Origin of the sequence: Reyranella sp., assembly GCF_030651995.1 — a bacterium.
Classification (GTDB): domain Bacteria; phylum Pseudomonadota; class Alphaproteobacteria; order Reyranellales; family Reyranellaceae; genus Reyranella.
Map to the genome: position 1 here is coordinate 1 of NZ_JAUSBN010000067.1, position 20064 is coordinate 20064.

General features: G+C 67.0%; 24 protein-coding genes. 15 read left to right on the forward strand and 9 right to left on the reverse strand.

Annotation, left to right across the window (positions count from 1 at the left end; translation table 11 throughout):
- Positions 1 to 142 precede the first annotated feature (142 nt).
- Positions 143 to 571 carry a lasso peptide biosynthesis B2 protein gene (locus Q7V45_RS20400; protein ID WP_304855472.1) on the reverse strand — a complete coding sequence of 143 codons (429 nt, stop codon included), beginning with the start codon at positions 569 to 571 and terminating at the stop codon, positions 143 to 145.
- The gene (locus Q7V45_RS20405; RefSeq protein ID WP_304855474.1) at positions 568 to 1512 is read right to left on the reverse strand and encodes a hypothetical protein; all 945 of its coding nucleotides are present in this window, start codon (positions 1510 to 1512) and stop codon (positions 568 to 570) included. The genes Q7V45_RS20400 and Q7V45_RS20405 overlap by 4 nt, the downstream gene beginning before the upstream one ends.
- A gap of 135 nt (positions 1513 to 1647) precedes the next feature.
- On the opposite strand from Q7V45_RS20405, the gene Q7V45_RS20410 reads away from it, so the two are divergent.
- Together Q7V45_RS20410 and Q7V45_RS20415 are read left to right on the forward strand one after the other, a co-directional pair.
- Positions 1648 to 2436 (forward strand): phytanoyl-CoA dioxygenase family protein, encoded by a 789-nt coding sequence (locus Q7V45_RS20410; protein WP_304855476.1) that lies wholly within the window; start codon positions 1648 to 1650, stop codon positions 2434 to 2436.
- Positions 2436 to 3431: a phytanoyl-CoA dioxygenase family protein gene (locus Q7V45_RS20415; protein WP_304855478.1), complete on the forward strand. Its 996-nt coding sequence runs from the start codon at positions 2436 to 2438 to the stop codon at positions 3429 to 3431. The genes Q7V45_RS20410 and Q7V45_RS20415 overlap by 1 nt, the downstream gene beginning before the upstream one ends.
- Here Q7V45_RS20415 and Q7V45_RS20420 read toward each other — a convergent pair.
- The 3 genes from Q7V45_RS20420 to Q7V45_RS20430 all read right to left on the reverse strand — a co-directional run bounded on the left by Q7V45_RS20420 (position 3350) and on the right by Q7V45_RS20430 (position 7182).
- Positions 3350 to 4321, reverse strand: a complete 972-nt coding sequence (locus Q7V45_RS20420; protein WP_304855480.1) for a hypothetical protein — start codon at positions 4319 to 4321, stop codon at positions 3350 to 3352. The genes Q7V45_RS20415 and Q7V45_RS20420 overlap by 82 nt on opposite strands.
- A complete protein-coding gene (locus Q7V45_RS20425; RefSeq protein WP_304855483.1) occupies positions 4318 to 5997 on the reverse strand; it encodes an ABC transporter ATP-binding protein in 1680 nt (559 codons plus the stop codon). The genes Q7V45_RS20420 and Q7V45_RS20425 overlap by 4 nt, the downstream gene beginning before the upstream one ends.
- A 69-nt stretch (positions 5998 to 6066) precedes the next feature.
- Positions 6067 to 7182 carry an LLM class flavin-dependent oxidoreductase gene (locus Q7V45_RS20430; protein WP_304855484.1) on the reverse strand — a complete coding sequence of 372 codons (1116 nt, stop codon included), beginning with the start codon at positions 7180 to 7182 and terminating at the stop codon, positions 6067 to 6069.
- Between the two features lie 76 nt (positions 7183 to 7258).
- On the opposite strand from Q7V45_RS20430, the gene Q7V45_RS20435 reads away from it, so the two are divergent.
- The 6 genes from Q7V45_RS20435 to Q7V45_RS20460 are packed head-to-tail and all read left to right on the forward strand — an operon-like array spanning position 7259 to position 11736.
- A complete protein-coding gene (locus tag Q7V45_RS20435; protein ID WP_304855486.1) occupies positions 7259 to 7945 on the forward strand; it encodes an outer-membrane lipoprotein carrier protein LolA in 687 nt (228 codons plus the stop codon).
- A gap of 41 nt (positions 7946 to 7986) precedes the next feature.
- Complete coding sequence (locus Q7V45_RS20440) at positions 7987 to 8517, forward strand: GNAT family N-acetyltransferase (protein WP_304855488.1); 531 nt, start codon at positions 7987 to 7989, stop codon at positions 8515 to 8517.
- Positions 8518 to 8570: 53 nt separating this feature from the next.
- Entirely contained in the window at positions 8571 to 8828 is a 258-nt protein-coding gene (locus tag Q7V45_RS20445; RefSeq protein WP_304855491.1) for a type II toxin-antitoxin system Phd/YefM family antitoxin, read from the forward strand.
- Positions 8829 to 8846: 18 nt separating this feature from the next.
- The gene (locus Q7V45_RS20450; RefSeq protein ID WP_304855493.1) at positions 8847 to 9257 is read left to right on the forward strand and encodes a type II toxin-antitoxin system VapC family toxin; all 411 of its coding nucleotides are present in this window, start codon (positions 8847 to 8849) and stop codon (positions 9255 to 9257) included.
- Positions 9254 to 10789, forward strand: coding sequence for a class I adenylate-forming enzyme family protein (locus tag Q7V45_RS20455; RefSeq protein WP_304855495.1), 1536 nt, complete (start codon positions 9254 to 9256; stop codon positions 10787 to 10789). Before Q7V45_RS20450 ends, Q7V45_RS20455 begins: the two co-directional genes overlap by 4 nt.
- On the forward strand, positions 10789 to 11736 hold the full coding sequence (locus Q7V45_RS20460) for a DMT family transporter (RefSeq protein WP_304855497.1): 948 nt from the start codon (positions 10789 to 10791) through the stop codon (positions 11734 to 11736). Before Q7V45_RS20455 ends, Q7V45_RS20460 begins: the two co-directional genes overlap by 1 nt.
- Here Q7V45_RS20460 and Q7V45_RS20465 read toward each other — a convergent pair.
- Positions 11684 to 12061, reverse strand: a complete 378-nt coding sequence (locus Q7V45_RS20465; protein WP_304855498.1) for a YkvA family protein — start codon at positions 12059 to 12061, stop codon at positions 11684 to 11686. The two genes, Q7V45_RS20460 and Q7V45_RS20465, sit on opposite strands and share 53 nt — an antisense overlap.
- Positions 12062 to 12140: 79 nt before the next feature.
- Between Q7V45_RS20465 and Q7V45_RS20470 the strand changes: the two genes are divergently transcribed.
- Positions 12141 to 12902 (forward strand): SDR family NAD(P)-dependent oxidoreductase, encoded by a 762-nt coding sequence (locus tag Q7V45_RS20470; RefSeq protein ID WP_304855501.1) that lies wholly within the window; start codon positions 12141 to 12143, stop codon positions 12900 to 12902.
- A gap of 20 nt (positions 12903 to 12922) precedes the next feature.
- Positions 12923 to 13291, forward strand: a complete 369-nt coding sequence (locus Q7V45_RS20475; protein WP_304855503.1) for a hypothetical protein — start codon at positions 12923 to 12925, stop codon at positions 13289 to 13291.
- A 10-nt stretch (positions 13292 to 13301) separates the two neighbouring features.
- Here Q7V45_RS20475 and Q7V45_RS20480 read toward each other — a convergent pair whose 3' ends face one another.
- A complete protein-coding gene (locus Q7V45_RS20480; RefSeq protein WP_304855505.1) occupies positions 13302 to 13916 on the reverse strand; it encodes a hypothetical protein in 615 nt (204 codons plus the stop codon).
- A 195-nt stretch (positions 13917 to 14111) separates the two neighbouring features.
- Between Q7V45_RS20480 and Q7V45_RS20485 the strand changes: the two genes are divergently transcribed.
- From Q7V45_RS20485 to Q7V45_RS20505, 5 genes are read left to right on the forward strand one after another with little or no spacing between them, the layout of a single operon-like run.
- Positions 14112 to 14942 (forward strand): sulfurtransferase/chromate resistance protein, encoded by an 831-nt coding sequence (locus Q7V45_RS20485; RefSeq protein WP_304855507.1) that lies wholly within the window; start codon positions 14112 to 14114, stop codon positions 14940 to 14942.
- Entirely contained in the window at positions 14939 to 16303 is a 1365-nt protein-coding gene (gene chrA / locus Q7V45_RS20490) for a chromate efflux transporter (RefSeq protein ID WP_304855508.1), read from the forward strand. The genes Q7V45_RS20485 and chrA overlap by 4 nt, the downstream gene beginning before the upstream one ends.
- A gap of 7 nt (positions 16304 to 16310) precedes the next feature.
- Positions 16311 to 16553: a DUF3297 family protein gene (locus Q7V45_RS20495; RefSeq protein WP_304855509.1), complete on the forward strand. Its 243-nt coding sequence runs from the start codon at positions 16311 to 16313 to the stop codon at positions 16551 to 16553.
- 10 nt (positions 16554 to 16563) lie between these two features.
- The gene (locus tag Q7V45_RS20500) at positions 16564 to 17562 is read left to right on the forward strand and encodes a TAXI family TRAP transporter solute-binding subunit (protein ID WP_304855511.1); all 999 of its coding nucleotides are present in this window, start codon (positions 16564 to 16566) and stop codon (positions 17560 to 17562) included.
- Positions 17563 to 17611: 49 nt separating this feature from the next.
- Positions 17612 to 17833 carry a hypothetical protein gene (locus Q7V45_RS20505; protein WP_304855514.1) on the forward strand — a complete coding sequence of 74 codons (222 nt, stop codon included), beginning with the start codon at positions 17612 to 17614 and terminating at the stop codon, positions 17831 to 17833.
- A 4-nt stretch (positions 17834 to 17837) separates the two neighbouring features.
- On the opposite strand, the gene Q7V45_RS20510 is transcribed toward Q7V45_RS20505, so the two are convergent.
- The gene (locus Q7V45_RS20510) at positions 17838 to 18812 is read right to left on the reverse strand and encodes a tripartite tricarboxylate transporter substrate binding protein (protein ID WP_304855516.1); all 975 of its coding nucleotides are present in this window, start codon (positions 18810 to 18812) and stop codon (positions 17838 to 17840) included.
- A 94-nt stretch (positions 18813 to 18906) separates the two neighbouring features.
- The gene (locus Q7V45_RS20515) at positions 18907 to 20016 is read right to left on the reverse strand and encodes a mechanosensitive ion channel family protein (RefSeq protein ID WP_304855517.1); all 1110 of its coding nucleotides are present in this window, start codon (positions 20014 to 20016) and stop codon (positions 18907 to 18909) included.
- Positions 20017 to 20064: the final 48 nt, after the last annotated feature.

Below are 20064 nucleotides of genomic sequence, written 5' to 3' on the forward strand. Positions count from 1 at the left end.
TTTGACCAGGCGCTCTCGACCGAGCGGCGTCAGACGGGCATTCTTGTGGATGTCCATTCGGCTCTCCCAAGGATTATTGAAGTCTCGACAACCTCAGCTTCCTCGGCCCGGGCCGGATGGACAACCTATTGAAAGCTCACAACTAGAGCGACGTGCCGAACGTCTTGCGCGCGTCCCATGCCGTGAGGTGGGCGTAGCGTTCGTGCTCTTCCTCTCCGATCACCACGACTCCGTCGTGAACGAGCCAGGCGTGGGCCATGAAGCCCGAGGCGTCGCGGGCGACGCCGATATGGACCTGCGACGGGTGACCAGCCGATGACAGCAGGCGCTGGAGCGTGAGGGCCGAGGAAAGGCATGTGGCGCCGGGCACGCGCCGGGCGGCGGTCCGAACCGACCAGATGATGCGGTCGACAGGCCGATTGGCTTCACGGAGATGGCCGGCCCAGCTGCGCAGCCGCTCGATCGACACGAGGTGCAAGGCGCAACGCACGGCGACGAGCGTCGCGGCAGCCTTGACCAGCAGCAGGCGGTCGCTGCCCGGCAAGGCAAGGAAGGCGGCCAGCCGGTTCACGGTCCGATGATCCGGCGGATTTCGCGCGCGACACCGTCGAGCGCCGCGACGGTCCGCGGATAGCGCAGCGCATGGACCGGCAGCAGATCGGCAACGCGGGCGACGAAGTGCATCTGGTGCTCCATGCGGCTGCTGCCTACGTACCGCGTGTCCATCGCCGACGACATCAGGGTCCGCGCGAGTTCCAGGCCGTTCAGGCGGACGCTCGAGACCTCCGTGATCGTGTCGTCATCGGGGTCGCCGAGATGGAACAGCGCGGCAAGCCGCGACGGCGCGCGGTGGCGGCGCAGCTCGCGGCGCGGCCGGACCATGATCTTCCCGCTCAACGCGTTGAAATGACCGTCTGCCACGGCATCCGGCAGGAAGCCGGTGGCGGGCTGGTCGAGCAGCTTCAGCCGATAGGGGCCGGGATGGGCGAGGATCTTGTCTCCGGCGAAGCTCACGCGCAGCATGTCGTCGGTGATCAGGTCGGCGCCGCGGCTGATCAGGTAGGCCGCGAGCGTCGACTTGCCGGCGCCGCTTTGGCCCAGCAGTCCGACGGCACCTGCCTCCATCTCGAGTACGGTCGCATGAAGCGTCTCCTCGCCCTGCACGGTGAGTGACGCGCTGACGACGAAGTTCAGGAGGTTGGCTTCGAAGGCCCTCTGCTCGACGTCGCCCAGCATGCGGCAGATGGCGGTCCGGCCGTTCGCCGAGATCGTGGCCTCGAAGACATCGCTGGACTTCATGTAGACGCTGCCGTCGTCAAGAACGACGTGTTCGATCCAGTCCTCGGGATCGCGGGCGCCGCCGGGGACGATGGCCCGGAAATAGTCCGGCGATCCGGCGAGGAGCGTGATGTCGGCGCAGCTTTCGCTGCCCGCCGCTTCGTGCACCGACGTCAGCGGCAATTCGCTCTCGATCACGAGGCCATAGACGAGGTACCGATGACGGGCGTTCACGTGCACTCCTACCGGCGGCCCGGGGCGGACAGCTTGCATGCTCATAGCAGAACGTCTTGACTTCCTCGATTGTTGCGACAGCCTTGGCGCCGACGCGATACCGCAAAGGTCCGGCTGGAATTATAGACGACGCACATGATCCGAATCGATTTTTCCGGCGTTCCGACCGAGGGCCTCTCCCGGTCGAAGGAGGTCGAGGCAGCCTTCGACGCGTTCACGCGCGAAGGCTACGTCATCCTCGACAATATTGTCCCGCAGGACACGATTCGCTCGCTGCATGAGGAGTTCCTCATACGCTACCGGGACCAGATCCGGGATATGGAAACGCCCCAATCGCTGGAAGTCGGTGCCCGGCGCTTCATGATACCGCTGCATTTTTCCGGTGGTCTCGGGGCCGAGCAGGTCTATGCCAATCCCTATGTTATCGCACTGGTGCGCATGATCCTCGACGACGAGGCGATCATCGACGCCTTCGGTGCGATTATCTCGCTGAGCGGTGCCGAGGAACAGCACATCCATCACGATGGCCCGATCCTCTTCAACTCGGCGATATCGCGCCTGCTGCCGGCCTACGCCATGACCTTCGCCCTGCCTCTGGTGGAGATGAACGAGACGTCGGGCACCACGGCGTTGTGGCCGGGCAGCCACCGGCGGGGCGAGCACGAGGGCGTCGAGCCGGAGCGGCCGACCATTCCGCTCGGCTCCGGCGTGATGTGGGACTTCCGCACGTATCATAGCGGGATGGCCAACCGGTCCGGTCAGGTGCGGCCGATGGTCTATGCCACCTATGCCCGGCGCTGGTACCAGGACCCCGTCAATTTCCGGAAGGAAACCCTGCCCCGCCTGGTGTTCGAGCCGGGCTTCCTCGGCAGCGTGTCCGAGGACCATCGCAAGCTGTTCGCGCACGTGCGGACAACCGCCTGATGCGGGCTTCTCCGGAGCAGCTCGCCGCAGCGGTCCAGGCGCTCCTGAAGCAGTCCGAACTATCGCCCGAGGACACCGAGCGGCGCATCGAGGAAGCCTTCGACGTCGATCGTTGGCGCAGGCTCGCGCCCTTCGCCACCATCGGAGGGGACGGCGACGGCGATGACGGCCCGGCGCACATTTCCGACACGGATGCCGCCCGCGAGAAGCGCCGCCTCGACGGCGAGGGCTACTTCCGGCTGTCTCAGGTGTTCGCTCCTGCGCGGATCGCCAGAATGCGGCGCATCGTCGAGGCGGTTCGTGCCGATGGCTGGCCGGTCGCCTTCGCTTTCGTCTTCGACGAATTCTGGAGTATCGCCCGGTCGCCGCAGGTCGCGTCCTTTCTCGAGTCGGCGGTCGGGGAGGGCTATCTGCAGAACACGGTCGTCTGGGCTCATTGGGTCGCGGGCGAGCGGCGCGTGGCCGGCTGGGGCCCGCACGACGACTACCGCGAGGGCGGTGACGCGTTCCTGTCGGCCTGGATCCCCCTGTCCGATGCCACGGTCGAGAATGGCTGCATGTTCCTGCTGCCGGCCGGCGTCTCGCGCGAGATTTCCGACGCCATCGATACCGACAGGCCCCTGTCGCCACGCGTCGTTCGTGCGGCCCTGCAGGATGTGATCGCCCTGCCGGCCGCGGCCGGCGCGATGATCGGATGGCGCGGCAACATCCTCCATTGGGGCGGCGCCAACGCCGGCGGTGCCGAGCCCCGTCTCAGCCTGGCCATCGAGTTTCGCGCGCAGGATGCCAGGACGTCGAAGTTTGAAAGGCCGCTGATTGACCCGCGCGCGCCGCTGCCGTCCTTCCGGCTGCGGCTGTTTGCGATCACGAAGGCGCTGCGCGAATACACCAAGTTCGAGCCGCTGCTGCTGCGCTACCTGCCGCTGACCGAGCGCATCTTCGACGAGACCTCGGACGCCAGCGCCGCCGTGTCGAATCCGCCGCCGGCATCGTAGGTCAGCCAGCCCCTTTGCGATGGGAACAGGCCGTCGGCCAGGACGATTCCGTCGCAGAGAAGACCCGTGACGTGCCCGAACGTTCCCCGTGTCGTGACGAGAAGATCGGCCTCGATCATCTCGCGCATGCTCCAGAGCGGATCGGCGTCGAGGGACAGCTGGCTCTCGGGAATGTCGAGCGTGGAAAAGTCGGATGGGACGCCCTGCGAGAAGACGCGCAGTGTGTGTTCGGGGCGAAGCTCACGGAGGATTGCGCGGACCTGCGCGACGACCCGCGTCAGACAGACCATGTCGGTCGCGTCCCCCGAATGGAAGTCGTGCCGGTTGCGCCGCCGGACATGGATGCAGACGCTCGGCGACGCTTTCGAGCGAGGCGCCTTGTTCAGGTGGTACTTGCGCCTGAAGTCGCGAACGAGCGATTCGTCGAATGGAAGATCTTCGTCCTCGACGCCGAACAGCGCGCGCAACATGGGGAAGGTGAAGGCGAAATTGACGGCATCGTGCGTGCCCCTGTCGCTGACGGTGGCCTCGCCCGCACCGAGATTGAAATGCGATTCCCAGGCCGCCGCCCATTCGTTCATCGGGCGATCGGCGTGATGGATCTCGGTGAACGGCGTGTGAACATAGGTCAGGCCTTGGGCGCGCGCGAACTCGATGGCCCTCATCGTCATCAGCGACTGGGAACCGGCGCCCTCGTGCGTCGAGGCAATGCAGGTGATCCTGTCGATCCTTCCGCGCCCGCTGAGCTGCCGCACATATTGCCGGAACAGGATGTCATCAGCGGTGAAGTGCGATGGCCGGCCGAGAATTCCTTTCACGACATTCTTGGCGAGACTGCTTGCGTAACCGAGCGACCCGAGCGCCAGCAGGCGCAGCGCGGCGCCGTTCACACCAGCCTGCCTTCGACCAGCACGACGTGACGGTCGGCCGCCGCGATGGCGGCGGGACGATGGGTGACGAGCAGGATTGTCGCATGTCCCTTCAACCCGGCGATGGTCTCCAGGATGCGCTCCTCGTTGGCGGCATCGAGTGCGCTGGCCGGTTCGTCGAGCAGGATCAGGCGTGGCGCGCGCAGCAGCAGGCGCGCCAGCGCCAGTCTCTGACGCTCGCCGCCCGACAGGCTGGCGCCGCGATCACCGACGACCGTATCGAGACCCTGCGGCAGCGCGGCGACGAAATCGCCGAGGCCGGCCAGTTGCAGCGCCTCCTGCATCGCCTCGTCCGGGGCGTCGGGGCGCGCCCAGTCGAGATTGGCGCGGATCGAGGCATGGAAGAGGAAGGCCTCCTGCGCCATCGTGCCGACCGAGCGCCGCCACGCCGGCGCAAGCTTCGGCGTGAGTTCGCGCCCGTCGATCAGGATGCGGCCCGATTGCGGCGTGAGCAGGCCGCCCAGCAGGTCGAGGATCGTGCTCTTGCCGGCGCCCGACACGCCCGACATCACAGTGAGAGAGCCGGTCGGCAGCGACAGGTCGACACCGCGCAGGATCTCCGGCTGATTGTCGTAGCCGAAGCGCACTCCCTCCAGCCGGATTTCGCGCTCGAAGGCCACGGGTTCCCGCAGGCCCGTATCCGGCACGTCGGCGGCCGCCTCGCAATCCTCGATCGCGTCGGCAACGAGCCTGTAGGCGGGCGACGCATGGACGAATTGCTGGCCGAGCTCCTGCACGCCCTGCAGCATCGGCAGCAGGCGCTGGAAGACCAGGATCAGCACCAGCAGGTCGGCCAGCGGCAAGGCGGCCCAGCTTGCCGCCATCCACAGAAAGCCCGCCAGCGCGAGGGCGACGAGGCAGTCGAGCAGGAAGCGGGTGTCGGCCTGCAGGCGGTTCGCCGCGAGGTCGGCGCCCTCGGCGCTGCGGGAGGCGTCGGCGAAGGCCTGCACATGCCGGGCTTCCGCGCCATAGGCCTTGGTGAGCTTCAGCGCCTGGAGGAATTCGCTGATCTCGCGGCTGACGCGCATGTTGGCGTCCGACGCCATCTCTCCGAGCCGCCGGCTTTCGGCGAGCTTGTGCCGCATCAGCCAGATCAGGGCCGCGCCGAAGGCGAGGGCGAGCGCGGTGAAGCCCGGTGCGATGGCGAAGGCGACCACGAAATGCGCCGCCAGGATGGAGAGGCGTGCCGGCACTTCCAGCAGCAGATGGGTCGCGTACTCGACCCGGTTGATCTCGGTCGAGAACAGAGCGTGGAAGTCGGCCGCCCGCTGGCGCCGCAGGTATGACCAGGAGGCACGCGCGATGGCGCCATAGGCCCTGACCCGCAGCGCCACGGCAAAGTCGAAGGAGAGGCGGGCCGTCACCATCTGCCGCGTGCGACCGACCAGCGCGCGGACCAGCACGATGCCCAGGAAGACCAGCAGCAGGCCGGGCAGGGTCCGGGGCAGGAAGGCGAACAGCCCCCCCTGCGGAGCGGCATCGGTCGCGCCGAGCGAATTCAGCAGGGGCACGAGCAGGGCGAGGCCCAGCCCGTCGGTGGCGCCCGCGAGCACGATCAGGAAGCTGAGGAAAGCCAGACGTGCCGGTCCGGCCTGTCCGCTGCGCAGGCGCCAGGCCGCCCTGAGATCAGCCAGCATTTCGGTCAGCCAGCATGGCCGCGATCACATCCATGCCGCAACGTATCAGGAGGATCGATGCCGCGCCTTCTACTCCGCAGCGGCGGCGAAGCGCAGGTCGGGCAGGGGCCGGGAGCGGTCGACCGGTGCGCCGGCGTCGAACGTCTTCAGCTCGGGCATCACGGTCCTGGCGAACATCCGCATGTTCCGCGCCGCCTCCTCGTGCGGCATGCCGGCATAGGAGAAGACGCCGACATAGCCGCAATTGTTCGTCTGCCTGTGGATCGCCATGATCTTCTCATTAACCTGCTCGGGCGTGCCGTAGACCTGCAGGTCGGCAAAGAATTCGATGGCCTTCTGGTCGCCATAGACCGCGAGCTTCTCGTTCATCTTGGCGTAGTACTCGTAGCCGCGCTGGTTCTTCATGTGGGCGCCGGCGAACTGGTAGTGGTCGAGGACGGTGCGGTAGTAGCCGCCGATGTACTTCACCGCCATCTCGCGCGCCCGCTCGGCGCTCTCGTCGACGAAGGTCCAGCCGGCCGAGATCGGCTGCGGCGCGTCGGTGCCGTTGATCTCGCGGTAGAGCGCATTGTACTCGGCGAGTTCCTTCTCGACCTCGCGCCATGGCTTCTGCGGGATGATCAGCAGGCCGACTCCGAGCCGCGCCATGATCCGCGCGCTCTCGGGCGAGACCGCGGCGGCATAGGTGCGGCCGCGGAAGCTCTTGAACGGCGCGGGGCGGATCTCGACCGGCGGCTGCCGGTAGTGCTTGCCCTGGTGCTCCATGATGCCGGTCTCGAGGCCCTTCAGCAGCGCCTCGCCGTATTCGACGAACAGCTCGCGGCTGTCGCCCATGTCGAGGCGGAAGCCGTCGAACTCGACCTTCCCGGCGCCGCGGCCGAGGCCCAGGATCATGCGGCCGCCCGAAAGATGGTCGAGCATGGAGATCTGCTCGGCGACCCGCACCGGATCGTGCCAGGGCAGCACCACGACCATCGAACCCAGCCGCACGTGCCGCGTCCGGCCGGCCATGTAGGACAGGAACTGCACCACGTCGGGGCACATCGTGTAGTCGGTGAAGTGATGCTCGACCGACCAGATCGAATCGAAGCCCAGCGGCTCGGCCATGTCGGCCAGTGCCAGCTCGTTCAGGTAGATCTGGCGGTCGCTCAGCGCCCGGCCGGTATTCTGAAAGACTGCAGCCATTCCGACATGCATGGCGTTACCTCCTGCTGGTGCCGCATGGTAAACGGCGGTTCATACGATTGGGAAGTACCTGCCGATGCTTGATTCCGCCGTATTCGACCGTCATATCCGCCGCATGCGCACCCTGCTCGCCGCTTTCTGTTCGGTTGCTTTCCTGTCCCTCGGCGCCGTCCCGGTGCAGGCCCAGGCACCTGCCCAGGCCCAGGCGCCGGCATCCAATCCCCAGGTCGCCGCGGTGGAACGCTACTTCAACGGCATCCGCACCCTGCAGGCCCGCTTCGTCCAGTCCAACCCGGGCGGAACGGTGGTGCAGGGCACGCTCTCGGTCAGCCGGCCCGGTCGCATGCGCTTCGAATACGATCCGCCGTCGCAGCTCAAGATCGTGGCCGACGGCAGCCAGGTGACGATGTGGGACATCGCCAACCGCGACTTCGGCCAGTGGCCGATCGGATGGACCGCCGCGTCCTTCCTGGTGCGCGAGCCGATGGTGCTGCAGGGCGGCGACCTCACGGTCGAGAAGATCGAACGTACCGACGGGATGCTGCAGCTCACCATGAGCCAGACCCGCAAGCCGAACGAGGGCAAGGTCATCGTGCGCCTTGGCGAAAACCCGATGGTGCTGCGCGGCTGGTCGATCATCGACAACCGAGGTCAGCGGGTCGACGTCTCGCTGAACGGCCTGCAGACCGGCCTGCCGCTCGCGGCTTCGCTGTTCAAGTTCGACGGTCCGGACGCCGGCGCCATTCGGCGCGGCGCTAATTGAGTCTATAGTCCCCGCCGGAACTGGCGTGGGGACTTGAAGACGTGAGTGGACTGACGGTGAGGGCCTCGACCGAGGCCGACGTGGCGCGTTGCGCCGAAATCTACGGACATCATGTGCTGCACGGCACGGCCTCCTTCGAGGTCGATCCGCCCGACCTCGCGGAGATGAGGAAGCGCCGCGGCGCGGTGCTCGACCTCGGCCTTCCCTATATCGTGGCCGAGAAGGAAGGGCGCCTGCTGGGCTATGCCTATGCCGGCCTCTACCGCCCGCGCCCGGCCTACCGCTTCACCGTCGAGAACTCGATCTACATCGACAAGGATGCCGTGGGGCAGGGCGTCGGCAAGGCGCTGCTGGTGCCGCTGATCGACCTGTGCGCCCGCGACGGCCGGCGCCAGATGATCGCGGTGATCGGCGATTCCAAGCATATGGCGTCGATCAACCTCCATGCCTCCTGCGGCTTCGCGATGGTCGGCACCCTGAAGAGCGTCGGCTTCAAGTTCGGCCGCTGGCTCGACAGCGTCCTCATGGAGCGTCCGCTGGGACCGGGTGATACGACGCTGCCGGTTGCCTGAAACGGAGACGCTGGCTATACTAGGCCTAGTCATCTGACTAGTCAGGAGGCCTGATGAAGACGTGGCCCGTACAGGATGCCAAGGCGCGTTTCAGCGAGATGCTCGAGGATTGCCTGCAGCACGGCCCTCAATTGGTCACCAGGCGTGGCAGCGAGGCGGCGGTCCTCGTGCCCATCGAGGAATGGCGGCGTCTGCGCGGCGCTCCCGTGCGGACACTCAAGGATCTCCTTCTGTCAGACGAGGCGCGAGGCGAGTTCAAGGTGCCGCCGCGCGGCCGGCATCCCCGTCGCGCGATCCCGCGCTTCGATTGACGCGACCCTCGGCGCGATATGTACCTGCTCGACACCAACGTCGTTTCCGAGCTGAGGCGGCTCAAGCCGCATGGCGGTGTCCTGGCCTGGCTTCGCGCGACCGACCATCGCCTGCTTCGGCTCTCTGCCGTATCTCTCGGGGAGATCCAGGCGGGCATCGAATTGACGCGCGATCAGGATCCCGGCCGCGCCGCGGAGATAGAACATTGGGCCGACGAGGTCGCGCGTACCCATGAGGTAATACCGATGGATACGACGATTTGCAGGACCTGGGCGAAGTTGATGCACGGCAAGTCCGACACGCTGGCCGACGATGCGCGTATTGCCGCCACGGCCGTGGTGCACGGGCTTACTGTCGTGACCCGCAATGTCCGCGATTTCGTCCCTTTCGACGTTCCGACATTCAATCCCTTTCAGGTGTCGCGATGAGACTGATCGACTATTTCGACCGCGGGGCGGATCTTTATCCGGAGCGGCACTGCCTGCATGACGGCACTCGGGGCTGGACCTATCGCGAGGTGCGCGCTCAGACGCATCGCGTCGCCAATGGGCTGCTGGCCATGGGGCTGGGACGCGGCTCCAAGGCGGCGGTCTATAGTCCCAACCATGCGGCGGCCTATGCCTGCCTGCTGGGCATCGTGCGCGCCGGCGTCACCTGGGCGCCGGTCAATGCGCGCAACGCGCTGGAGGAGAATTTCTACATCCTGAACAACACCGACGTGGAGGTGCTGTTCTACCATTCGAGCTTCGAGGGCTACCTCGCGCGCATCCGCGAGGCCTGCCCGCGCATCACCGGCTTCGTCTGCATCGACACGCCGTCCTTCGAGACATGGCTGGCGGCGCAGAAGGAAGAGGCACCGGACCTGCCCGACGCGCCGGACGACGTGGCGTTCCTCGCCAGTTCGGGCGGCACCACCGGGCGGCCCAAGGGCGTGCAGATCACCAACCGCAACATCGAGACGATGAACTCGATCTTCTGGGCCTGCATGCCGGTGAAGTCGCCGCCGGTCCACCTGATGGTGGCGCCGATGACGCATGCGGCGGGTGTCTGTTCGTTTCCGCTGCTGCCCTTCGGCGGCACCAACATCTTCATGGGCACGGCCGATCCCGGCGGCATTCTGGCCGCAATCGAGCAGCACAAAGTCACGCATGTCTACATGCCGCCGACCCTGATCTACATGCTCCTCGCGCATCCCGACGTGGGCAAATACGACTACAGTTCGCTGCAGCATCTCGTCTATGCCTCGGCGCCGATGTCGGTCGACAAGCTGGTCGAGGCCGTGAAGGTGTTCGGCCCCGTGCTGACCCAGACCTACGGCCAGGCCGAGGCCTGCATGATCTGCACCTTCTTCTCGCCGGAAGACCACGTGGCGGCGCTCGAGAGCAACAACCGCCACCGGCTCGCGAGCTGCGGCAAGGTTACGCCGCTGGTGCGGCTCGAGGTGATGGACGATCACGGCAAGCTCCTGCCGCGCGGTCAGCGCGGCGAGATCGTCGTGCGCGGCAATCTCGTGATGAAGGGCTACTACAACAATGTCGAGGCGACGGCCGAGGCGTCTGCCTTCGGCTGGCACCATACCGGCGACATCGGCGTGATCGACGAGGACGGGTTCGTCTACATCGTCGATCGCAAGAAGGATATGATCATCTCCGGCGGCTTCAACGTCTTCCCTGGCGAGGTCGAGCAGGTCCTGTGGAGCCATCCCGCGGTGCAGGATTGCGCGGTGATCGGCATTCCCGACGAGAAGTGGGGCGAGGCGGTGAAAGCCGTCGTCGAGCTGAAGCCCGGCATGACGGTCAAGGCCGACGAACTGATCCTGCTCGCCAAGGAGAAGCTCGGCGGCGTCAAGGCGCCGAAGTCGGTCGACTTCGTCGACGTGCTGCCGCGCAGCCCCGTCGGCAAGGTGCTGAAGAAGACGCTGCGCGAACCGTACTGGGTCGGCCACGAGCGGAAGATCTGATGCGCGACTGGCTGCGGCGTCTCCCGCCCAACGTGCAGGGGGCGCTGTGGCTGGTGAGTGGCGGCTTCATCTTTACCTCGACGGGCGTGATGATCCGCCTGCTCTCCGAGCAGATCGAGAGCGTCCAGACCGCGTTCTTCCGCGCCATCCTCTCGGTGATCATGCTGTTGCCGCTGATGATGACGGGCCGCGTGAAGCCCTGGCTCAGCAAACGCATCAAGGGCCACTTCTGGCGCACCTTCATGGGCACCACCTCGATGGTGCTGGGCTTCTACGCCATCTCGATGCTGCCGCTGGCCGATGCCACGGCCATCGCCTTTTCCCAGCCGCTCTTTTCCGTCCTCGTGGCCGCCGTCATCGCCAAGGAGAAGGTCCGCTGGCGGCGCTGGACCGCGACCGTCGTGGGCTTCATCGGCGTACTGGTCATGGTGCGGCCGGGCGAGAGCAGCCTGCAGCTCGGCGCGCTGGTGGCGCTGGCCAATGCCGCCTGTGTCGCGGTCTCGATCCTGCTGGTGAAGCGGCTCTCGGATTCCGAATCGCCGCTGATGATCCTGACCCAGTTCGCCATTTTCTCGACGCTGCTGCTGGCGCCGCCGGCGCTGTGGGTCTGGCGCTGGCCCGACCTGTTCGGCTGGGTGCTGGCGATCGGCATCGCGTCAACCGCCACGGTCGGTCAGTATTTCTGGGTGCAGGCCTTCAAGGCCGGCGAGATGTCGGCCATCGCGCCGTTCGAGTACATGCGCCTGCCCTTCGCGGTGTTCATGGGCTGGTTGATGTGGAACGAGATGCCGGTCGTCTGGACCTATGTCGGCGCCGCCATCGTCATCGCCTCGGCGCTCTACATCGCCCACCGCGAGCATGCGGTCGCGCGCGAACGGCGGCACGCCGCTGTGGTCAGCCCGCCGCCGAAGCCCCCGGTTGGGCCTGGGTCTGGGCCTGCTCCTTAAGGAGCCAGGCCCGCGCCCGGGCGCGGTGCCCTTCCGTGATGTGCATACGGGCGGCGGTGAAGGCCGCGACCATGATCGCGGCATCGTCGGTGAAGCCGAGGCCCAGCAGCAGGTCGGGAATGGCGTCAAACGGCAGCACGAAATAGGCCAGCGCCCCGAACAGGGTCGCGCGGATCGGCAGCGGCGTGGCGCTGTCGCTGGCGCAGTAGAAGGCCGCGACCGCATCCTCGGTGAAGGGCACGCGACCCAGGTTACGGCGCGCCTTCTGCCAGAAATTCCGGCGGACGGTGGTTTCGTTCCGGACCAGGTCGGATGTGTCGCTCATGCCGGGAAAGGTTGGGTCGGTGGGCCCGCTTGGCAAGGGGGATGGAAATGCTAAAAGCGCCCAACCACGGAGGACATGGATGAACGTCAAGGGTCAGGCCGCCATCGTCACGGGCGGCGCGTCGGGATTGGGCGGCGCCACGGCGTCAGCACTGGCGGCCGCGGGCGCCAAGGTCGCCATCTTCGACCTGCAGGACGATCTGGGCGAGCAGAAGGCCAGGGAAATCGGCGGCCTCTTCGTCAAGACGAACGTCGCCGACGCTGCCAGCGTCGAAGCCTCCGTGAAGACGGTCGTCGAGAAGCTGGGCACGCCGCGCGTCGTGGTGAACTGCGCCGGCATCGGCCGGTCCGGCCGCACGATCTCCAAGTCCGGTCCGCACGACCTGGCGATGTTCAGCCAGGTCATCCAGGTCAACCTGATCGGCACCTTCAACGTGATCCGCATCGCGGCCTACGCCATGAGCCAGTCGGAGCCGCTGGACGGCGGCGAGCGCGGCGTCATCGTCAACACCGCGTCGGTCGCGGCCTTTGACGGCCAGATCGGCCAGGCAGCCTATTCGGCCTCGAAGGGCGGCGTCGTCGGCATGACCCTGCCGATCGCGCGCGACCTGGCGAGCCTCGGGGTGCGCGTCTGCACCATCGCGCCCGGCCTGTTCCTCACGCCGATGATGATGAGCCTGCCGGCGGAAGCGCAGAAGAGCCTTGGCGCGCAAGTGCCGTTCCCCTCGCGCCTCGGCGATCCGAAGGAGTATGCCCAGCTCGCCATGAGCATCGTCGAGAACCCCATGCTGAACGGCGAGACGATCCGTCTCGACGGCGCCATCCGCATGGCGCCGAAGTAAGCGGCCCGGAGGGCATGCCGATGCGGTTTCCGACGTTGCTGACGGCGGCGGTCGTATTGGCCGCCGTCGCCACACCCGCCCGTGCCGAGCCGCGCTGGCTCGCCTGCAAGGTCACCGACCAGGGTGGTCAGGTGCGCAATTTCAGTGTCGTGTTCGACGACCGGCGCAACACGGTCGGCGTCTGGGACGGAACCTCGATGGCCGAGGGGACGAGCGTGGTCATCACGTTCCAGGCGCTGCGAGCGACCTTTCCCAATTTCTCGATGACCTACAACAGGAACGACGGCGCCTTCTCGATGACGCCGCTCGGGGCCAACTATGGCGGCCTTCTGCACGGCGCATGCCGCCGCAGTCCGCCGCCGCCCGGCGTTCCCGCCGGGCAGCGTTAGCGACGCTTCGTCAGTAGCCGAGATCTGCCGGCTGCTCGCAGCGCAGGTCGGCGACGCTGTTCTCCGTTGCCTGACGGCCCGGCGTCGTCTGGCCGTTGCAGGTGTAGCGGATGCGCAGCGTCTTGGTGAGACGATCGGGCATGCCGAAAATATAGGCCATCGCCGGCACCTGGCAGCGGGTCGAGCCGTCGCCGCAGATGTCGCGCACCTGCTGGGTGACGTCGATGCTCGCGGACGGGCCGCCCCACGAGGCTTCGAGGATATCGATCCGACGCGGCACGATGGGCGCTTGCCCGACGCAGGCCATGCGGACCTTGAAGGTCGGCGGCGCGACCTCGGCCAGCACGAAGTTCTGCGGCTGGCAGGTCCAGATCACGGTGAGCTTCTTGGCCAGGTCCGCGCGATTGTCGTTGAAGGCGGGGCCATTGGCGAACACGTCGCAGGGATAGCCCCCGGGACAGGTGACCATGCTGGTCACGTCGGCGCCGGGTCCCGCCTGTGGCAGGCCCCAGTAGGCGCGCTTGATCTGCGCCGTCGATTGCACCACCACCCGCGAGCCTTGGCTGCACGCCACGGCCGTGCCCACGACGGCCATTGCCAGAAGAAGTAGACGACCCCAAGCCATGAAACCCCCGGTCAATAACTGCACTGCCAATCCCAATTCCCGCGGGGAAACTAACGTCCGGGCGCGGTCGCGGCAATCGGCCAAGCTTGACACTATTTGCACTGTTCTTGAGAGTGAAGGCGATGGGGATCGCGATCTCCCCACGAGGCGACAGCCGAAGCATCGCGTCCTGCCATGTTCACAAAGGACGCCGCCATGCCTTCGCCCAACACGATTTCCGCCGAAAAGCTCGCCCGTCTTCTCGGGCGTCCCGATTCCCCTTCCTTGATAGACGTCCGCACTGACGAGGATTTCGACGCCGATCCTCGGCTCGTGCCGGGCGCGGTTCGCCGCCCCTGGAACGAGGCTCCAACCTGGGGGCCGGCCTATGTCGGCACCGGCCGGCCGGCCGTGGTGATCTGCAGGAAGGGCCTGAAACTGAGCCAAGGAGCAGCCGCCTGGCTTCGCCATCAGGGCGTCCCGAGCGATGTGCTCGAGGGCGGCATGGTCGCGTGGCAGGCGGCGAAGCTGCCGACCGTGCCTGTCGAGAGTCTGCCGCGGCGCGACGCGCAGGGTCGCACGGTGTGGGTCACCCGCAGCCGGCCGAAGGTCGACCGCATCGCCTGCCCGTGGCTGATCCGGCGCTTCGTCGATCCGCAGGCGGTGTTTCTCTATGTCGCGCCCTCGGAGGTGCTCGACGTCGCCGACCGGTTTGGCGCGACGCCGTTCGACGTCGACCATCCGGACGTGCACTGGAGTCATCGCGGCGAGCGCTGCACGTTCGATCTCATGGTCGAGGAATTCGGCCTGGAGACCCAGCCCCTGAAGCGCCTGGCCACGATCGTGCGCGGCGCCGATACCGGCCGCCCGGACGTTGCCCCCGAATCGGCGGGCCTGCTGGCCGCGTCGCTCGGCCTGTCACGCATGTACGCCGACGACCTGGCGCAACTCGAGGCGGGACTCGCCCTCTACGATGCCTTCTATCGCTGGTGCCGCGATGCCGTCGACGAGGGTCACGACTGGCCGCCGACCGCGAGGAAATCATGAGCGAGCCGAAAGCGCACGGCGTCCCGTTTGTCGAGGCGATGAAGGTCTGGGCCCGCGTCGCGGCCCTTTCCTTCGGGGGGCCTGCCGGGCAGATCGCGGTGATGCATCGCATCATCGTCGAGGAGAAGAAGTGGATCGGCGAGCAGCGGTTCCTGCAGGCGCTGAACTACTGCACCCTTCTGCCCGGTCCCGAGGCGCAGCAGCTCGCGACCTACATCGGCTGGCTGATGCACCGCACGGCGGGCGGGCTGCTGGCCGGCACGCTGTTCGTGCTGCCGGGCCTCGTGGCCATCATGGCGCTGTCGTGGGTCTATGTGCTGCTGGGCAAGGTCACCCTGGTGCAGGGCCTCTTCTTCGGGCTGAAAGCCGCCGTGCTGGTCATCGTGATCGAGGCGGTGCTGCGGGTCGGGCGGCGGGCGCTGCGCAACAACGCGATGCGCCTGCTGGCGGTCGCTGCCTTCGTCGCGATCTTCTTCTACGGCGTGCCGTTCCCGCTGATCGTCGTCGCGGCGGGGCTGATCGGCTTCTTCGCCACGAAGCTCGGCCGGTCGGAGTTCCAGGCCGGTGGCCACGGCGCCGGCGGCCATGCCGGCCTGGGAGATGCCCAGTCGTTGCTGGGCGACGCGACCCCCGAACATGCCAGGCCCAACCTCGTCTGGACGCTGTCGATCGGCGCCATTTTCCTGATCCTGTGGCTGGCGCCGGTCGGGCTGTTGTGGCTCCTGCGCGGACCCGACGACATCTTCACGCAGATCGCGGTGTTCTTCAGCAAGATGGCGGTGGTGACCTTCGGCGGTGCCTACGCCGTGCTGGCTTATGTCGCGCAACAGGCGGTCGACCAGTATGGCTGGGTCACCGCCGGCGAGATGCTGGACGGGCTCGGGCTGGCCGAATCGACGCCCGGGCCGTTGATCATGGTGACGCAGTTCGTGGGTTTCCTCGGCGCCTGGCGCGATCCGGGAGGACTATCCCCGCTGCTGGCCGCAACCCTGGGGGGGCTGCTCACCACCTGGGTCACGTTCGTGCCCTGCTTCCTGTGGATCTTCGTCGGCGCGCCCTATGTCGAGGCGCTGCGGTCCAACAAGGCGCTGTCAGGGGCGCTGGCCGCCATCACCGCAGCGATCGTGGGCGTGATCCTGAACCTTGCCGTCTGGTTCGGACTGCAGGTGCTGTTCGCCGAGCTGCGCCCGGTGAGCCTGCTCGGCGCCACCGTCGACGTGCCGGTGCTGGGATCCGCCAATGTCGCGGCCGTCGCACTGGCGGCGGCCTGTGCGGTTGCTGTATTCCGCTTCCGCTTCGGGATGATCCCGGTCCTGCTGGCCAGTTCGATGGCCGGCATCGTCTACGCATTGATGTTATAGGAACCCAATGACCGACACCCTCCCCGACCGCCTGTCCACCAATCCCAAGAGCCCGCACTATGACGAGGCGCTTCTCCAGCGCGGCATCGGCATCAGGTTCGACGGCCAGGAGAAGACCAACGTCGAGGAGTATTGCGTGAGCGAGGGCTGGATCCGCGTCGCCGTGGGCAAAACGGTGGATCGCAAGGGCAATCCGCTGACCATCAAGCTCAAGGGCACGGTCGAACCGTTCTTCGAGACCAAGTCCTAGAGGAGGCTGAATGGCACGGTCGCACGCGGACGAAGACCCATCGAAGTCGCGCCCGCGCCGCCGCGGCGTGCTGGGAGGAGCGGCGGCCCTCGGCGGTCTGCTGCTTGCGTCCGGGCCGGCCAGAGCGCAACCCGTGAAGGTCCGCCTCGGCACGGCAACCCCGGGCGGCGGCTTTCCGGTCTATGGCGCGGCCTTCGTCGAGGGCGTGCGCCGCTTCGATCCGGCGCTGGAGATCGAGGCGATCAATACCAAAGGCAGCACCGAGAACGTGCCGTTGCTCGAGGCCGGCACGCTCGACATCGCCCTGGTCCAGGGCGAGGTCGTCCATGCGGCGCTGCAGGGCGTGGGGCGCGCCCCGGCCGACCTGCGTGTGCTGACGGCGATGTATCCGACCGCCGGCATGTTCGTCGTGCGGGCCGATTCGCCCTATCGCACCGTCGCCGATCTCAAGGGCAAGCCGATTGCCTGGGGCGCCAGCGGTTCGGGCCTGGTGATCCTCGGCCGCTATGCCATGGACGGGCTGGGCCTCGATGCGGCCAAGGACTTCCAGCCGATCTATCTCGAGCGCGCCGGCGATGGCCCGGCGATGGTGCTCGACGGGCGGGCGGCCGCTTTGTGGGGTGGCGGCAACGGCTGGCCAGGCTTCATGACCATGGCCAAGAGCCAGGCGGGCGCCCGCTTCATCGCGCCCGATGCCGACGAGATCCGGCGGATCCTGGCACGGCACCCGTTCCTGAGGCCCGTCACGCAGGCCGCCGGAAGTTTCCCCGGCCAGGCCGCTGCCATTCCGTCCGTCGGCTCCTGGAGTTTCGTGCTGGCCCGTCCCGGTCTCGACGAGACCGTGGCCTACCGCACGGTCAAGGCGCTGCATGCCCTGCAGCAGGCCGGAAACCCGCCGCCGCAGCTCGTCGACACGACGGCGGCCAATACGGTCGCCGTTGTGCCCGGGCGCGAGAAACTGCACCCCGGTGCCGCGCGATTCTACCGGGAGATCGGGCTTCTCACGTAACCAATGGCGCGCTGCCGCGTTTCCCCGTCTGGAAACGATGGAGCACGCCATGGACAAGGCCAAGGACAAGATCGAGGGCGAAGGCAGCTACACCGCCACCGCCGACTACAACAAGCGCACCGCCGACTTCCTGAAGAAGGACAAGGTCGAGGGCGCCGCCCGCGAGGCCGCGCAGGCGCTCGATGGCGAGGAAGGCGCCTCGCTCAAGGCTGCCGAGGCCAGGGGCAAGGCGGGCGATCCCAAGGGGCAGGGCGCGGCCAAGGCGAAGTAGCCGGTTACTCCGGCTTCAACAGTCCCTTCTTGGCGAGGTCGCCGATACCGGCGTCTTCGGTCTTGAGGAATGCGGCGAATGCTTCCGGCGTCGACGGGCGGACCGTCGCGCCGAGTTCGGCGAACTTCTGCTTGATCGCCGCGTCATCGAGCGCGGCCACCACGGCGGCGTTGAGCGTGGCGATGATCGCGGCCGGCGTGTCGTGCCTGACGAAGAGGCCCAGAGTCGTGCCGCCGTCGAAAGGCGTACAGCCGGTCTCGGCCAGCGTCGGCACGTCAGGCAGTTCCGGTGCGCGCTTCTCGCCGACGACCACCAGCGCGCGCAGCTTGCCCGACTTGATGTGCGGTAGCGAGCTGCTGAGCTGATCGACGTAACTGTCGATCTGGCCAGCCAGTACGTCGTTGAGACCGACTCCCGAGCCGCGATAAGGCACGATCGCGAAGCTCACCTTCTCGTTCTCCTGGATGCGCAGGATGTCGGTGTGGTTCGGCGTGCCGTTGCCGGCGTGGCCCATGCTGATCGTGCCGGGTTTTGCCTTGGCCGCCGCCAGCAACGACTGCCAGTCCTTGAAGCGGCTGTTCGTCGGGACCACGACGATCATGGGCACCGTGCTCAGCATGCTGACCGGGGCGAAGGACGGCACCATCGATGGTTTGCCCGCCATCAGCGGCGAGACGTAGAGCGTGCCGAAAGCCGCGATCACCATCGTGTAGCCATCCGCGGGCGCCTGCAGCACCAGTTCCTGGCCGACAACCCCGCCCGCACCGGGGCGGTTGTCGATCAGCACCGGCTGTCCGAGCTTGCGCGACATGCCTTCACCCGCGAGGCGCGCGGTCACGTCGGCATTGCCGCCGGCCGCGAAGGGGACGACGAGGCGGAGGGGCTTGGTGGGAAAGGACTGGGCCCGGGTGCCGAAGCCGGTTGCCAGAGCCGTCGTTGCCGCGAGTCCGCCGAGCAGGAATTTCCGCCGCTGTGCCACGATGCATTTCCTCCGTTGTATGTTGAGGGAAGCATCTGCCCGGATGCCGGGCCGGGCTACTTGAAACGGAGGGCGCTTTCGCGGCCCGAAAGGGTCACTCCGCAGCGCGCGCCGTCATCCGCTCGAACTCGACCAGCTCGGCCCGCTGCTTGGGCAGGGCGCCGGGATACTCGTCCTGCAGGAAGGCGATCAGCTTCTCGCGCATTTCACAACGGAGATCCCAGGCCTCGGGCGAGGTTCGGGCGCTCACGAGACAGCGCAACTGCAAGGCCCGGTCGTTGCTGTCGACCACCTGCAGGTTCACGACCTGGCCATCCCATAACTTCGAGGCTTTCGCGAGCTCTTCGAGCTTCGCGCGAATCAGGGTGACCGGCACCGTGTAGTCTACCCAGAGCATCACCGATCCAATCAGGTCGGTCGTCTGCCGCGTCCAGTTCTGGAACGGCTTCTCCAGGAAGTAGGAGAGCGGGACGACCAGCCGGCGCCAATCCCAGATCTTGATGACGACGTAGGTGCCGGTGATTTCCTCGACCCAGCCCCACTCGCCCTCCACGATGACCGCGTCGCCGATACGGATGGGCTGGGTGAGCGCGATCTGGATGCCGGCGAACAGGTTCGTGAGCAGCGGGCGGGCCGCGAGGCCGACCACGAGGCCGGCTGCACCCGCGGAGGCGATCAGGCTCACGCCGTATTGCTTCACCGACTCGAACGTCATGAGGGCGGCGGCGACGGTGATGACGATCACCAACGTTGCGGCGACCCGGCGAAGCACGCGCACCTGGGTCAGGTGTTTGCGCCCGAGCGGATCGCCGCTGAAGTCGATGTCGGTGCGACGGAGGTAGAAGTCCGAAGCCAGGGTGATGGCGGCCGTGCAACTCCACCCCAGCAGGAGGATGAAGGCGACGATGAGCCAATGCCCGATCACCGACTTGCCCTCGCTTTCGAGCGGCACGAGCGGCAGGGCGAGGGCGACGGCGAAAATCACGAGCGCCGCGCGAAGCAGGGCCTGCGTGGCCGACACCAGCGAATGGAGGAACTGGTAAGGCTCCGGAATCAGCCAGCGCAGCAGGCGCATGGCGAGGCCGTGCAGCGTGACTGCCACACCCGCCGCCAGCAGCAGGAAGGCGAGGGAGATGACCCAATTCGGTGCCCACGTGGCAACGCGATCCAGCCAGGAAAGCGGATTTTCCAGTGGATTTTCCATGGCTCCCAACGTCGGTTGCGCAGCATTGTTCCCGACGTGGGAGTTCGG

Bases quoted from the DNA above. Each gene is read 5' to 3' on its own strand.
- Q7V45_RS20410 (WP_304855476.1), top strand. From the start codon at position 1,648: ATGATCCGAATCGATTTTTCCGGCGTTCCGACCGAGGGCCTCTCCCGG.
- Q7V45_RS20415 (WP_304855478.1), top strand. From the start codon at position 2,436: ATGCGGGCTTCTCCGGAGCAGCTCGCCGCAGCGGTCCAGGCGCTCCTG.
- Q7V45_RS20425 (WP_304855483.1), bottom strand. From the start codon at position 5,997: ATGCTGGCTGATCTCAGGGCGGCCTGGCGCCTGCGCAGCGGACAGGCC.
- Q7V45_RS20430 (WP_304855484.1), bottom strand. From the start codon at position 7,182: ATGGCTGCAGTCTTTCAGAATACCGGCCGGGCGCTGAGCGACCGCCAG.
- Q7V45_RS20435 (WP_304855486.1), top strand. From the start codon at position 7,259: ATGCTTGATTCCGCCGTATTCGACCGTCATATCCGCCGCATGCGCACC.
- Q7V45_RS20445 (WP_304855491.1), top strand. From the start codon at position 8,571: ATGAAGACGTGGCCCGTACAGGATGCCAAGGCGCGTTTCAGCGAGATG.
- Q7V45_RS20450 (WP_304855493.1), top strand. From the start codon at position 8,847: ATGTACCTGCTCGACACCAACGTCGTTTCCGAGCTGAGGCGGCTCAAG.
- Q7V45_RS20455 (WP_304855495.1), top strand. From the start codon at position 9,254: ATGAGACTGATCGACTATTTCGACCGCGGGGCGGATCTTTATCCGGAG.
- Q7V45_RS20460 (WP_304855497.1), top strand. From the start codon at position 10,789: ATGCGCGACTGGCTGCGGCGTCTCCCGCCCAACGTGCAGGGGGCGCTG.
- Q7V45_RS20465 (WP_304855498.1), bottom strand. From the start codon at position 12,061: ATGAGCGACACATCCGACCTGGTCCGGAACGAAACCACCGTCCGCCGG.
- Q7V45_RS20470 (WP_304855501.1), top strand. From the start codon at position 12,141: ATGAACGTCAAGGGTCAGGCCGCCATCGTCACGGGCGGCGCGTCGGGA.
- Q7V45_RS20475 (WP_304855503.1), top strand. From the start codon at position 12,923: ATGCGGTTTCCGACGTTGCTGACGGCGGCGGTCGTATTGGCCGCCGTC.
- Q7V45_RS20480 (WP_304855505.1), bottom strand. From the start codon at position 13,916: ATGGCTTGGGGTCGTCTACTTCTTCTGGCAATGGCCGTCGTGGGCACG.
- Q7V45_RS20485 (WP_304855507.1), top strand. From the start codon at position 14,112: ATGCCTTCGCCCAACACGATTTCCGCCGAAAAGCTCGCCCGTCTTCTC.
- chrA (WP_304855508.1), top strand. From the start codon at position 14,939: ATGAGCGAGCCGAAAGCGCACGGCGTCCCGTTTGTCGAGGCGATGAAG.
- Q7V45_RS20495 (WP_304855509.1), top strand. From the start codon at position 16,311: ATGACCGACACCCTCCCCGACCGCCTGTCCACCAATCCCAAGAGCCCG.
- Q7V45_RS20500 (WP_304855511.1), top strand. From the start codon at position 16,564: ATGGCACGGTCGCACGCGGACGAAGACCCATCGAAGTCGCGCCCGCGC.
- Q7V45_RS20505 (WP_304855514.1), top strand. From the start codon at position 17,612: ATGGACAAGGCCAAGGACAAGATCGAGGGCGAAGGCAGCTACACCGCC.
- Q7V45_RS20515 (WP_304855517.1), bottom strand. From the start codon at position 20,016: ATGGAAAATCCACTGGAAAATCCGCTTTCCTGGCTGGATCGCGTTGCC.